Genomic DNA, 13,551 nt, shown 5'->3' with positions numbered 1-13,551 from the left:
GGGTGAAGCGTGCCCTCGTGGTCGGCAACAGTGACGGGATCGGACTCGCGCTCACGCAGCGCCTCGTCGCCGAGGGGTGGAGCGTCACCGGCGTGTCACGCAGCCCGCGGGACGGCGTCGTGCAGCACGTCGTGGACGTCACCGCGGACGAGTTCCCCGCGGTGCTCGCCGCGGTCGGCCCGGTGGACCTGTGCGTGTACGCGGCCGGCGTCGGCGAGATGTTCGACCCCGCGGACCTCGCGGCGCAGACGAGGGCGCTCCAGGTGAACCTGATCGGCGCGGCCCGGACCGTCGAGGCGGTCGTGCCGGGCATGCTCGCGGCCGGGCGCGGCCATGTCATCGGGCTGTCGAGCCTCGCCGACGTGCTCATCTCCGCCGACGCGCCCGGGTACGCCGCCTCGAAGGCCGGCCTGACCTCCTACCTGCTCGGCCTGTCGGCGGCGCTGCGCCCGCGCGGCGTGGCGGTCACCGCGGTCAGGTTCGGGTTCGTCGACACGAAGATGGCCCAGGGTGCCGCGAAGCCGATGCTGGTCAGCGTCGACCGTGCGGTGGACGTGCTCATGCAGGCCGTTCGCACCCGCCGGCCCGTGGTGTCCTACCCGAGAAGGATGTCCGTCGCCGCCCGGGCCCTGCGGATGATCACGCGGAGCACCCTGAAGCGGTGACCGTGCCGCACCGCCCGTGACGGCGCCGCGCGGTGGCATCAGGGGGTGCGGGTCCGGGCGTCGAGGTCCGCCTCGTGGTGGACGGCGTCTTCGAGGCGGCGGCGCAGGTCGTACACCTGCCGCAGGACGAACCGGAGCGGCAGTCCCGGCTCGATCTCGGTGCGGCCGCCGTCCCCGGCCTCGTCGACCAGCCGCTCGGCGAGGCGGTCCAGCGCCCGTTCGCCCTCGAACAGCAGCCGGAACGCCTGTTCCCTCGTCTCCGGCGGCGCCACGGCCGCGCGCAGGCCGGTCCACTCGTCGTCGAGCCAGCGGTCCACGACGCCGGTGAGGACGAGGACGGCGTTGGTGCGGTCGGCGGGGTCGGTCGCGGCGCTGACGTGCGCGTCGAAGCGGGACCGCAGTCCGGCGACGCCCCACCCGGTGGCGAGGACGCCGCGCGCCGCCCAGCGGACCGTCCCCGTCGAGCCCGACCACGTCTCCCACGCGGGGCTCCACAGCGCCAGGTCGAACGCGTCCCGGCCGGCGGCGCCGAGCAGCGCCAGGCCGAGGAGCAGCCCGCCGTTGCAGTCGGTCGAGGCGCCGGTCGTCCCCCAGTCGAGGAGCCGCCGCGCCCACGACGGGTCGCCGGTCTTCACGGCGAGGGCGGGCAGCAGCTCGGGGAACAGTCCGCGGCCCTCGTGCCGGCGCAGCTCCGCGGCCACGTCGATGCCGTCGCACCTGAGGTGGAGGAGGCCGAGCACCGCGCTGCACTGCTCGTCCCAGTCCCCGTGCAGCGCGTGGTCCCAGAGGATGAGGGTCGCCGGCTCGTGGCCGAACCAGCCGACCACGTGCAGCACCTCGGGGTTGCGGTCGTGCACGGCGAGCAGCGCCGCCGCGGTGGAGCGGTCGCCGTGGCACGCGAGCACCGGCAGCAGCGCGCCGCGCGCCTCGGGGTCGTCGAGGAAGCAGGGCAGCAGCGCCGCGGCGTCGTGGGCGTCGCCGGCCCGCCTGATCGCCCGTGCCGCGGCGCGGACCCAGACGTCGTGCCGGCCGGCCGCCCCGCGCTCGTGACGGCGGATCAGTTCCCGGGTGAGGTCCAGCATCGCCCGCCGACTCTAGTACCCCGGGGCGGGCACGACCGGGCCGCGCGGTCGCGCGGGCCAGGCCCGGTCGTGGTCATGCCAGACCCCGCCAGGGTGGAGGCCATGCCCGCTTGGTCAGGGTGGAGGTCATGCCACGGCTGGCCGGGTGGTGGTCATGCCGGCCGGTGGTGGCATGCCAAGGCTTCGCCGGTGGTGGCATGCCGCTGCCTCGCCGGTGGCGGTCAGGCCAGGGCCTCGACCAGCTCCTTGCAGAACGCGGGCAGGTCGTCGGGCTTGCGGCTGCTGATGAGCGGGCCGTCCACGACGACCTCCTCGTCGACCCACGTGGCGCCGGCGTTGCGGAAGTCGGTCTGCATCGACGGCCACGACGTCACGCGGCGGCCGCCGACGCCGCCGGCCTCGATGAGGACCCAGCCACCGTGGCAGATCACGGCGACGGGCTTGCCCGAGGCGACGAAGTCCTTCACGAGGCCGACGGCGGGCCGCTGCCAGCGCAACAGATCACCGTTGCCGACGCCGCCGGGTAGGACGAGGGCGGCGTAGTCGTCGGCGCGGGTGTCGGCCGCGGTCACGTCGACGTCGAACGCGTCGGCCTTGTCCAGGTGGTGGTATGCCTGCACCCGGCCCGGCTCGGGCGAGACCAGGCGCGGCGTGTGACCCGCGTGTTCGACAGCCTTCCACGGCTCCGTGAGCTCGACCTGCTCGATGCCCTCCTTGGCAACCAGAAATGCGACATTCATCGTCGATGTCCTCCTTCTGTGTCGCGTTCCCCTGTTGCCTACCCGCTGCGCGACCACCCAAGCGTGTGACGGCTCACCCGTGGCGCCGGACGCCGCTATCCTCGAACCGAGACATCGAGGAGGGTCGATGGCCAAGGCGACGGTGACCGCGGCGTCACGCCCTTCCGGCAGTTCCCGGCCGTCACACCCTTCCGGCAGCTCCCAGCTGCCGGAGCTCAAGGCGTCGTGGTGGGAGTCGCACAGCGTGGCCCTGGCCAGCGTGCGGTTCAGCGCGATGGCGCGGCGTCTTCCGGCGGTCCTCCGGCAGGCGGTCACGATCGCGTGGCAGGCCAGCCGCCGCGACACCGTGGCCGCGCTGGCGTTCAACCTGCTCGCCGGGGTCGCGACCGCGTTCGGGCTGCTCGCGACGCGAGGGGTCCTGCAGGCGCTGTTCGCCGCGGGTCCGACCCTGGACCGGGTCCGGGCGGCGGTGCCGTCGCTGGTCGTCGTCGCCGCCGCGACCTTCGTGCGGAGCGGACTGTCGATCATCGCCGGCTGGGCGCAGGCGCGCCTCGAGCCGCAGGTGCTCACGACCGCGGAGCGGCGGCTGTTCGAGCTGACGACGCAGGTCAAGCTGGCCGCGTTCGACGACGCCGGGTTCTCCGACGAGATGGAACGCGCCCGCAACCGCGGGTCGCTCGCGGTGCAGTTCCTGACCCGCGGCGCGATCGACCTCACCGCCGGCCTCGCCGGGCTCGCCGCGACCGCGGTCACCCTCGCGCTGCTGCACCCCGTGCTGCTCGGCGCGCTGCTGCTGGCCAGCGTCCCGGCCGCGTGGGCGGCGGTGCGGGCGGCCCGCCTCGCCTACCTCAGCAACCACGCGCGCACCAGCCGCCGGCGCCGGCTGTGGATGCTGTCCGACCTGATGGCGAACCGGGCCACGGCCGCGGAGCTGCGCGCGTTCACGATGCGGCCGTTCCTCCTGCGCGAGTACGACATCATGGCCGGCGCGGAGACGAGGACGGAGCTGGAGGTCGTCCGGCGCCAGACGATGACCCGGCTCGTCGGCGGCGTGTTCTCCGGCGTCGCGACGTTCGGGGTGTACGTGGCGCTCGGCGCGCTCCTCGTCGACCACCGGCTGCCGCTCGCCGCGGCCGGCACCGCGGTGCTCGCGCTGCAGGCGGCCCGCAACGCGCTCGCGCTCGCCGTCACCAACGTCAACCGCGTCTACGAGGAAGGGCTGTACTTCAACGACTACACCGACTTCCTGGCCCGCGCCGGCGAGCGGATGCCGCCCGTGACCAGGGAGGCGACCGTGCGGGCGCCGGCGAGCATCGAGGTCCGCGACGCCACCCTGCACTACGCGGAGACCGACGCGCCCGCGGTCCTCGGCGCGAACCTGACCGTCCACCGCGGACAGACGATCGCGCTGGTCGGGGAGAACGGCTCCGGCAAGACCAGCCTCGCGCGGCTCATCGCCGGGCTGTACCACCCGGACAGCGGCACCGTGTCGTGGGACGGCACGCCGCTGTCCACCGTGGACCCCGAGGACGCGTGGCAGCACGTGGCGATGGTCAGCCAGGAGTACTGGCACTGGCCGTTCACCGCGGAACGCAACATCCTGCTCGGCACGAACGACGCCCCGCGCGACGGCACGAACGACGCCCCGCGCGACGGCACGAACGACGCCCCGCGCGACGGCCCGCGCGACGCCCCGCGCGACGCCCCGCGCGACGGCCCGCGCGACGGCACAAACGACGAGCCGCGCGACGAGCCGCGCGAGAACACGCACGACGGGCTGGTCGAGGCCGCCGCGCGCAAGGCCGGCGCCCACGACATGATCGCCGGGCTGCCGGCCGGCTACGACACGCTGCTGTCGCGCAACTTCGCCGGTGGCCAGGACCTGTCCGGCGGCCAGTGGCAGCGCCTCGCCGCCGCGCGGGCGTTCTACCGCGACGCGCCGGTGCTCATCTGCGACGAGCCGTCCGCGGCGCTGGACGCGAGGGCCGAGCACGCGCTGTTCGCGGCGCTGCGGGCCGGCGCGCCCGACCGGATCACGGTGCTCATCACGCACCGCCTCGCCAACGTCCGCCACGCCGACCACATCTACGTCCTGCACGAGGGGCACGTCGTCGAGCACGGCGCCCACCTCGACCTGCTCGCCGCCGGCGGCACGTACGCGGAGCTGTTCGCATTGCAGGCGACGGGGTACACGGCCGCTTGATACCTTCGCGGCGTGATCGAGGTGCATGCCCGCAGGGCCACCGCGGCCGACGCCGGCGAGCTGGTCCGGCTGCGGATGGTGATGTTCCAGGCGATGGACGGTGTGGTGCTCGAGCCGGGGGACTGGGCCGAGCAGACCGCAAGCTCGTTGCGCCGGCGGCTGCCCGGCGACGACGCGCGGACCGCGGCGTTCGTGGTCGACCGGCCCGGCGAACCGGGACGGCTGGCGGCGTGCGCCGTCGGCGTCATCGACGAGCGGCTCGGCTCCCCGTCGAACCCGACCGGCCTGAGCGGCTACGTCTTCAACGTCTCCACCGACGACGGGTACCGGCGCCGCGGCTTCTCCAAGGCGTGCGTGGCGGCCCTGCTCGGCTGGTTCCGGGACAACGGGGTCGTCCGGGCGCAGCTGCACGCCTCCGAGGAAGGCTACGACCTCTACCGCGGGTTCGGCTTCCGCGATGTGGACCACCCGTCGATGGTGATCGCCCTCTGACCGGTCAGGCGGCGGGGCGGCCGGTGCGGGCGGCGTCGAGGGCGGACTGCAGCGAGCGCCGGTAGCCGTCGCTGGTGTAGGTGGCGCCCGAGACCGTGTCGAGGTCGGCGCTCTGGCGTTCGAGGGCCTGCGCACGCAGTACCGGTGCCGCGCGCATGCCGATCTCGATCCCGCGGGCCGCGGCCGTCGGGAGGCGCACCGTGACCACGTCGACGAGGCGGCCGCCGCGGACGTCGGCGCGGACCTGGACGGGCCCGAACGGGTTGGTGAAGACCGCGCCGAGGTGGGAGCCGTCCATCATCCGGGACGGGTCCACGACGCGGACACCCGGCGCGGGCTGGGAGGCGACGGCCGGGGCGTGGGCCGTGGAGGGGCCGGACGGGCGGGTGGCGGCGGCCGGCGGGACCGCGGCCGGGAGCTGGGACTTCACCGCGACCAGGAGCGCGGTGAGCACGCCGGTGCCGAGGACGGCTATGCCGATGCGTCGCATCAGAACTCGAACGGGTCGAGGTGGATCTGGCGGGCCGGCACCCCGGCCCGGCGCAGCGCCACCACGGACGCGTCGACGAGACCGGCCGACCCGCACAGGTACACGTCGCGGCGGGTCAGGTCCGGCACCAGCTCGAGCAGCCCGCGCGGGCTGAACGCGCGCCGCGGGCCGGGGTCGTCGCGGCCGCCGGTGACGTACCAGACCTGCGCGTCGCGCGCCTCGGCGAGCAGCGACAGCTCCTCCCGGAAGACCAGCTCGCCGGCGTTGCGCGCCCGGTACAGCACGACCGTCCGCGGCGGGAGCTCCTCCAGCAGCGCCCTGATCGGGCCGATGCCGCTGCCACCGGCGATGAGCAGCGCACGGGCCTGCCGGCGGCGGTCGGCGGTGAAGTCGCCGCTGGGGCCCTCCACGAAGACGCGCGTGCCGGGGCGCAGCCGGCGCAGGCCGGCGGTGTGGTCGCCGACGACCTTCACGGTCAGCCGCAGCCAGTCGTCGTTCGGGGCCGCCGACATCGAGAACGGGTGCGCCTGCCACCAGTTGCGGTCGTCGAGGAACCGCCAGCGGAAGAACTGGCCGGCGCGGACCCGAAGCTCCGGCAGCCGGTCGCCGCCGATGTAGATGGAGATCATGTCGGGGCCTTCGAGCACGACGGACCGCACCCGGAAGCGGTGCCGCAGGTTCATCCGTACGGGAGCGAACAACCGACCCCAGAGGACCGCGCCGACGACCGCGCACCACAGCGCCAGCGAGAAGGCGCGCGAGAAGCCGGGCGCCGACATCTCCTGCCCGACCGCGAACTGGTGCCCGACCGAGAGCACCAGCACCAGGTAGGACGTGAGGTGCAGCAGGTGCCAGACCTCGTAGGACATGCGGCGCCGCAGCAGCGGCAGCGCCAGGACCGCGAGCGCCACGAGCAGCCCGGTGCCGACGAACGCGCCGAGCATCCCGGTGTACTTGTCGACCGTGAGCAACCGGACGACCTCGCGGGCGGGCCCGACGCGTTCGAGCTTCGCGTACCCCAGGACGGTGAACGCGGCGTGGGCGAGCACCGCGGCCACGACGAACACGCCGAGGTCGCGGTGCCAGTGCAGCAGGTCCCGGGCGCCCAGCCAGCGGTCCAGCCAGGCGACCCGGGACATCAGCAGCACCTGCACCAGCAGGACGTAGCCGGCGACGAGCCCGGTGATCCGCCCCACCGCCGTCAGCGACGTCGCCGGGTCGCGCAGGAACCCGGCGGGCGTGTTCCACCACCACGGCAGCAGCGTCGCCACCAGCCCCAGCCAGAACGCGGCGATCGTCACCGCCCGCCACGCGTCGACGGAGCGCCGGCGCCGGTACGGCCGGCGGAACTCACGCGGGATGACCGCCCCTGGAACTGGCTCTCGTAGTGCCCCTTGAATGTCCACCGGGGACGGTCTTACCAACCGCGTGGGCCGGCGGCCAAACCCTTCAGGTGCTTTTAAAGCGGCCCTAATCCAAGGGCCGTCCACACTGGACTCAGTCCAGAACGGACAGCCGGTAGAAGCGCCAGAAGTCGTGCTCGATCGGCAGCACCGTGCACGACAGGCCGGCCTGCGCCGCCCACCGGGCCACCGTCGGCGCGCGCAGCGCGGTCCCGGCCGCCTCCACCGGATCCTCCGCCATCGTCGCCGGCAGGCAGTGCAGGACGCTGAACGCGTACTGCAGCCGCTCGACCTCACCCGCCGGCGCGGTGAACTCGTCGGCCACCCGCTCGTCGGCGACGAGCACCGCTCCGCCCGGCGCGAGGAGGCCCCGCACGGTCCGCAGCACCCCGGCCGGGTCGCCCATGTCGTGCAGCGCCTCGAAGATCGTGACGAGGGCGTAGTCGCCCGCCGCGGCCGTCGCGTCCTGCCGCAGGAACGACACCCGGTCCGCGAGCCCCGCGTCGGCCGCGACCCGCCGGGCCGCCGCGATCGACGCCTCGTCCAGGTCGATGCCGGTGACCGCGGCCCGCGGGAACGCCTCGGCGAGCGCGAGCGTCGACGCGCCGGCGCCGCACCCGAGGTCCAGCACCCCGGCCGCGGGCGCCTGCGCCAGCCGCTGCACCACGTCGGGCAGCGCCGGCAGCCACTCCTGCGCGAGGCTGTGCCGGAAGCCGGGCAGGTTCATCGCCGCGATGCCGTCACGGGTGAACGGGCCGTAGTCGGCGTACGGGACGCCGTCGCCGGTCCGGTACGCCTCGGCCAGCGCCGGCACCGCCTGCGCCACCCCGGCGAACACGGTCACGAGCCCGACCCCGGACGCGGGATGCGCCGGGTCCAGCAGCACGTCGGCGGCGCCGTCCGGCAGCCGGAACGTCCGGTCCGCAAGCGACGTGCACTCCAGGTACCCGGCCGCGGCCTGCTGCTCCAGCCACTCGCGGGCATACCGCTCGGCGATCCCGGCCTGCTTGGCGAGGACCGCGTCGGTGGCGCCGGGATGCTCGTGCAGCACCTGGTACAACCCGAGTTGGATGCCCAGGTGCACGCTGAACAGCTCGGTGCCGGCCAGCAGCTGCGCGAGGAGGCGCTCGGTCAGGTTCGGGCTCTCGGTGTCAGTCATGCCCTCAAGGCTGAGCCCTCCGGCTGTCGAACCGCGTACAACCGGAGTACGTGAACTGTACGAGACCCGTGAACCATTCCTGGAAGGTGACTGCATGACGCCGGGCGCCGACTACCGCCTCCGGTCGTGAGCCTGCGCATCGGAGTCCTCGGACCGCTGGAGGTCACCGTCGACGGCCGCCCCGTCGACATCGCCGGCGGGCGGCAGCGTGCCGTGCTCGCCGCGCTGGTCCTGAGCCGCCCCGCGGTCCTCGGCGTCGACCGGCTCGGCGCGCTCGTCGTGCCCGGCGCGACCGGCCCCGACGCCCGCAACGCCGCCCAGACGTACGTCGCCAGGCTGCGCCGGTCGCTGGGCGCGGCGGCGGGGCACCTGAGGACGAGGCCGCCCGGGTACGTCCTGCACGTCCCTTCCGGCAGCGTCGACGCGGAGGAGTTCGTGGCGCTGACGGCGCCGCGGCCGGGGGAGCCGGCCGTCGACGCGCTCGTCCGGCTCGACACGGCGCTCGGGCTGTGGCGGGGCGCGGCGTACGCGGAGTTCCCCGACCTCGCCAGGGCCGAGGCCGCCCGCCTCACGCAGCTGCGCCGCGACGCCGAGGAGACCCGCGTCGAGCTGCTCGCCGGCCTCGGGCGCACCGCGGAGGCCGTCGCCGCCGCGTCCGCGCTCGTCGCCGCCGACCCGGGCCGCGACCGGGCGGTGCGGGCGCTCGCGTCGGCGCTGGCCGCCGCGGGCCGGACCGCCGAGGCCCTCGACGCGGTGCGGGCGCACCGGGACTGGCTGCGGGACGAGACCGGCCTCGACCCGTCGGCGGCGGTGCTCGCCCTGCAGCGCCGGCTCCTGAGCGACCGGGCTTCAACGGTACCGACGCCGGGAACGCCGACGCGGAGGACCGCTGGGCTCATCGGGCGGGACGCCGACCTCGGCGCCGTCGCCGCGCTCGTCGAGGCAGGCGCCGGTGGGATCGTGACGCTGGTCGGGTCCGGCGGGGTCGGCAAGACCAGCCTCGCGCGGGCGTGCGGGCCGGCGTGGTGGGTCGACCTGGCCGCGGTCGGCGACCCCGCCGCCGTCGCGCCGGCGGTCGCCGCGGCCGCCGGGCTCGTCGTCGAGGGGCGGCTCGCCGACGCCCTCGCCGCGTGGGCGCGCGGCGCCGAAGGGCTCCTGGTCGTCGACAACTGCGAGCATCTCGTCGACGCCGTCCACGACGTCCTCGTCGGACTGTCGCTTGAGGACTGCCCGGCCCTTCGGGTCCTGACGACCAGCCGGGAGCGCATCGGGCTGCCGGGCGAGCGCGTGTACGTCGTCGACCCGCTCACCGCCCCCGACGCGGTGCGGCTGTTCACGGCGCGCGCGTCCGCCGCCGACCCGGGCTTCGCGGCTTTGACGGACCCGGGGTTCGCGGCGCGGGTCGGCGCGCTGTGCGAGGCGCTCGACCGGCTGCCGCTGGCGATCGAGCTGGCGGCGGCCCGCGCCGGCACGCTCACCGTCGACGACCTGAGCCGGCGGCTCGACGCGCGGCTGGTCCTGCTGGACGCGGGCCCGCGCGGCCGGCCGGCGCGGCACCAGACGCTGCGGGCGGTCGTCGACTGGTCGTGGCGGCTGCTCGGCGAGCAGGAGCGGATCGCGTTCGCGCGGCTGCACGTGTTCGCCGCCGGGATCGACCTCGACGCGGCGGAGGCCGTCATCGGCTACGGCTCGCTGCCGGCCGGCTCGGTCGCCCACGTCGTCGCGATGCTGGCCGAACGGTCGCTGCTGACCCGGCCCGGCAGCGCGGGCGTCGGGCGGTACCGGATGCTGGCGAGCCTGCGCGTCTACGCCGCCGAACTGCTCGACCCGGCCGCCGACCGGGAGCTGCGGCTGCGGCACGCCACCCACTTCGCCGGCCTCCTCGAGGCGGCCGAACGGGGTCTTTCGGGCCCGGACGAGGCCGCGTGGGTGGCGGTCGTCGAGGGTGCGCTGGACGACGCCCGGCAGGCGTGGCGCTGGTCGCGCACGCACGCGCCGGCGCTCGCGGCCCGGATCGCCGGGGCGGTCGCGTTCGTCGGGTTCTGGCACCTGCGGGCCGACCTGCTCGCCTGGTCGACGCTGACGCTGCCGCTGCGCGCCGCCCGGCAGGCGCCCGGGGTGCTGACCGGCGCGGCGTACGCCGCCTGGCTCGACGGCGACTTCACCACCGCCGCGCGGATCGCCCGCGAGGCCCTCGACGCGGGCCACGCCGGCGCCGCGGACCTGCTCGGCGACATCGCCCTCATCCAGGGCGACCTCGACGGGGCCAGCACGCAGTACGAGCGGGCGGTCGCCGCGCTTCCCGCGGGCGGTGCGGCGCAGGCGATCGCGGCGGCCAACCTCGCGCTGCCGCTGGCGTACCGGCAGGACCCGGCCGCGCTTCCCGCCGCCGAGGCGGGTCTCGCGGCGGCCCGCGCCACCGGCAACCCGTCCGCGACGGCGTTCGCGCTCTTCGCCCTCGCCGAGGCCCACGGCGACGGCAACCCCGCGGCCGCGATCGCCGCGCTCGACGAGTCGTTGCGGCTCGCGACGGCGGTCGGCGGCCGGTTCGTCATGGGCGTCGCCCGCACGGCCATGGTCGCGCTGCGCGGCCGCCACGGGCCGCCGGAGCCGGCGCTCGCCCTGTTCGCCGGCGCGATCAGGCACTGGCGGACGACCGGCGGCCGGCCGATGCTGATCATCGCGCTGCGCAATCTGGTGGTGTTGTTCGCGCGTACGGGCCGCGACGTGCCCGCGGTCGAGCTCGCCGGGGCGCTGGACGTGCCGTCGGGGGTGTACGGCGCGGAGGCTTCCCGGCTCGCCCAGGCGCTCGCGGCGGTGCGGCTCCGGCTGCCGGCGGACACCGCCGACGAGGCGTGGCAGCGGGGGCGCCTGCGGACCGCGGACGAGGCCGCCGCGGAAGCCCTGCGCCACCTGCCGGCCTGAAACAGTGGCGGCCGCCACCGGGAAGGAACCGGTGGCGGCCGCGGGGACCGTGGAACGCGGGTCAGCCCTTCTTGACGCCCTTGCCGCTGCGGAACAGCTTGACCATGCCGGCGAAGAAGCGCTCCATCTCGGAGCCGAAGGGGTTGTCGCTGACGACGTAGGTCCAGGTGGCGCTGGGGCGGACGAGGCCGGCGTCGGCGGGCTCCCAGTCGGGGCCGTCGATCTCCAGCTCCTCGAACTCCTTGACGGTGCGGTCGTCGATCTCGGCGAGCAGGCCCCGGAACGCGGGGATCGCCTCGCGGTGGAACTCGTCGAGCGGGTCCTGGGCGCCGAGGACGCGCAGGTGGATGCCCTCGCGGAGCTCGCTCATGTCGGCGAGGTGCTCCGACCAGGCGGAGTCGGCGTGGAAGAGGGCGATCGTGCGGGCGATGTGGAGCACCGCCTCCTCGCCCAGCTCCTCGGCCAGCTCGTTGTAGCGGTCGGGGGCGCGCTCGGCGAGGAGCTCGCCGGCGGCATCGGTCGTGAGGAGCTCCTCGCGGCGCTTCGCGTGCAGCTGGCGGTGCTGGTCCAGCAGGTAGTTGTAGCGCCAGGTGTTGCGGTGGATCTCCAGGTTGACGGTCTCCGCGACGCGCTGGGCGGAGCCGATCGCCCAACGGACGTCCTCGTCGTCGATGGCACCGTCGGCGTCGGCCTTGCCCATCGGCATGGGCTCGGGGCCGTAGCGCTCGATCAGCTCGTCCTCGAGGCTGACGAAGAACATGGACTCGCCGGGGTCGCCCTGGCGGCCGGCGCGGCCACGGAGCTGGTCGTCGATGCGGCGGCTGTCGTTGCGGGCGGTGCCGATGACGAAGAGGCCGCCGAGGCCCTCGACCCGCTCGCGGTCCTTCTCGTCGCTGCCGCCGAGGCGGATGTCGACGCCGCGGCCGGTCATCTGGGTGGAGACGGTGACGGCGTTGAACGAGCCGGCCTCCGCGACGATGCCGGCCTCCTTCTCGTCGTTCTTGGCGTTGAGCACGACGCACTCGACGCCTTCCTCGGCGAGGGTGGCGGCGAGCTGCTCGGACTCCGCGACGCTGAGCGTGCCGACGAGGACGGGACGGCCGGTGGCGTGCATCGCGACGATCTCGTTGACGACGGCGATGTCGCGCTCCTCGGCGGAGGCGTAGACGCGGTCGGGCCAGTCCTTGCGGACATTGGGCAGGTGCGGCGGGATGACCGCGACCTCCAGCTTGTAGAACTCGCGGAGCTGGTCGCCGACGGGCAGGGCCGTGCCCGTCATGCCGCAGATCTTCTTGTACTGCGTGAGGAACGCCTGGACGGTGATGGTCTGCAGGACGGTGCCGCCACCGCTGCTGCGGATCTTCTCCTTGGCCTCGACGGCGGCCTGGAGGCCGTCGGGCCAGCGCCGCCGCTGGGCGACCCGGCCGCGGAACTCGTCGATGAGCTCGACCTTCTCGTCGCGGACGATGTAGTCGACGTCGCGGACCAGCAGCGCCTCGGCGTGCAGCGCCAGGTTGACGGCGGTGAGCGAGTCCATGTGCTCGGCGGCGTAGAGGTCCAGGTCGAGCAGCGCCTCGACCTTCGCCAGGCCGGACGTTGAAAGATGCACGGTGCGGCCCTCGTCGACGACCTCGTAGTCGTGGTCGCGGCGCAGTCCGCTGACGATCTCGGCGATCGCGACCGGCGAGTCCTTCTCGTCGATGGTCGAGCCGGCCAGGACCAGCGGGACCTTGGCCTCGTCGATGAGGATCGAGTCGGCCTCGTCGATGATGACGGTGCCGAACTCGCGGTGCACCCGGTCTTCGGTGTCGGTCACGATGCTGTCGCGGAGCAGGTCGAAGCCGGCCTCGCTGACGGAGACGTACGTGATGTCGCAGGCATACGCCGCCCGGCGCTCCTCGGGGGTCGAGGACTCGTTGACCCAGCCGACGGTCAGGTCGAGCAGCTCGTAGACCGGGCGCATCCACTCGGCGTCGCGGCGGGCGAGGTAGTCGTTGACCGTGATGACGTGGACCGGGCCCTGCGCGGCATAGCCGGCGGCGGCGATCGCGGCGGTCAGGGTCTTGCCCTCACCGGTGGCCATCTCGACGACATGTCCGGCCAGGAGCACCTGGGCGCCGAGCAGCTGCACGTCATAGGGGCGCTCGTCGAGGGCGCGCTTCGCGGCCTCCCGGCCGAGGGCGCACGCCTCGACGAAGTCCTGCGGGTCCTCCCGCTGGTGCAGCGCCGTGGCGGCGGCGCGGAGCTCGTCGTCGGTGAGCTCGGACAGCTCGGCCTCGCGCTCCTCGATCTCCGGCAGGAGTGCCCGCATCGGCTCGAGGTCGATCGTGGTGCCGGGCTGCTCCTGCAGCTTGCGACGCCACGCGTTGAATTTGCTCACCAAACCCATGGC

The 13,551-nt window shown here is 74.7% G+C and carries 10 protein-coding genes; 4 read left to right on the top strand and 6 right to left on the bottom strand.

All coding sequences use genetic code 11. The features are described from left to right. The first annotated feature begins 2 nt into the window (after positions 1–2). Positions 3–665 (top strand): SDR family NAD(P)-dependent oxidoreductase, encoded by a 663-nt coding sequence (locus ABD332_RS16010; RefSeq protein WP_344502690.1) that lies wholly within the window; start codon positions 3–5, stop codon positions 663–665. A gap of 38 nt (positions 666–703) precedes the next feature. Here ABD332_RS16010 and ABD332_RS16005 read toward each other — a convergent pair whose 3' ends face one another. After that, complete coding sequence (locus ABD332_RS16005; RefSeq protein ID WP_344502689.1) at positions 704–1,747, bottom strand: hypothetical protein; 1,044 nt, start codon at positions 1,745–1,747, stop codon at positions 704–706. Positions 1,748–1,968: 221 nt separating this feature from the next. Continuing rightward, positions 1,969–2,487 (bottom strand): type 1 glutamine amidotransferase domain-containing protein, encoded by a 519-nt coding sequence (locus ABD332_RS16000; protein ID WP_344502688.1) that lies wholly within the window; start codon positions 2,485–2,487, stop codon positions 1,969–1,971. A gap of 127 nt (positions 2,488–2,614) precedes the next feature. On the opposite strand from ABD332_RS16000, the gene ABD332_RS15995 reads away from it, so the two are divergent. Both ABD332_RS15995 and ABD332_RS15990 read left to right on the top strand, forming a co-directional pair. After that, positions 2,615–4,690 (top strand): ABC transporter ATP-binding protein, encoded by a 2,076-nt coding sequence (locus ABD332_RS15995; protein WP_344502687.1) that lies wholly within the window; start codon positions 2,615–2,617, stop codon positions 4,688–4,690. A gap of 12 nt (positions 4,691–4,702) precedes the next feature. Continuing rightward, positions 4,703–5,182 carry a GNAT family N-acetyltransferase gene (locus tag ABD332_RS15990; protein WP_344502686.1) on the top strand — a complete coding sequence of 160 codons (480 nt, stop codon included), beginning with the start codon at positions 4,703–4,705 and terminating at the stop codon, positions 5,180–5,182. Positions 5,183–5,186: 4 nt separating this feature from the next. Here the strand turns inward: ABD332_RS15990 and ABD332_RS15985 are convergent, their stop codons facing one another. From ABD332_RS15985 to ABD332_RS15975, 3 genes are all read right to left on the bottom strand, one after another. Beyond that, the gene (locus ABD332_RS15985; protein WP_344502685.1) at positions 5,187–5,672 is read right to left on the bottom strand and encodes an FMN-binding protein; all 486 of its coding nucleotides are present in this window, start codon (positions 5,670–5,672) and stop codon (positions 5,187–5,189) included. Next, the gene (locus ABD332_RS15980) at positions 5,672–6,973 is read right to left on the bottom strand and encodes a ferredoxin reductase family protein (protein WP_344502684.1); all 1,302 of its coding nucleotides are present in this window, start codon (positions 6,971–6,973) and stop codon (positions 5,672–5,674) included. The genes ABD332_RS15985 and ABD332_RS15980 overlap by 1 nt, the downstream gene beginning before the upstream one ends. 196 nt (positions 6,974–7,169) lie before the next feature. Beyond that, positions 7,170–8,234, bottom strand: coding sequence for a class I SAM-dependent methyltransferase (locus ABD332_RS15975; protein WP_344502683.1), 1,065 nt, complete (start codon positions 8,232–8,234; stop codon positions 7,170–7,172). 126 nt (positions 8,235–8,360) lie between these two features. Between ABD332_RS15975 and ABD332_RS15970 the strand changes: the two genes are divergently transcribed. Further along, the gene (locus ABD332_RS15970) at positions 8,361–11,159 is read left to right on the top strand and encodes an ATP-binding protein (RefSeq protein WP_344502682.1); all 2,799 of its coding nucleotides are present in this window, start codon (positions 8,361–8,363) and stop codon (positions 11,157–11,159) included. A gap of 61 nt (positions 11,160–11,220) precedes the next feature. On the opposite strand, the gene secA2 is transcribed toward ABD332_RS15970, so the two are convergent. Further along, positions 11,221–13,548 carry an accessory Sec system translocase SecA2 gene (gene secA2, locus ABD332_RS15965; RefSeq protein WP_344502681.1) on the bottom strand — a complete coding sequence of 776 codons (2,328 nt, stop codon included), beginning with the start codon at positions 13,546–13,548 and terminating at the stop codon, positions 11,221–11,223. Positions 13,549–13,551: the final 3 nt, after the last annotated feature.

Source organism: Dactylosporangium maewongense, from assembly GCF_039531485.1.
GTDB classification, from domain to species: Bacteria; Actinomycetota; Actinomycetes; order Mycobacteriales; family Micromonosporaceae; genus Dactylosporangium; species Dactylosporangium maewongense.
Note: the sequence above shows the minus strand (reverse complement) of the source record. Positions and strands in the feature narration are given on the sequence as shown.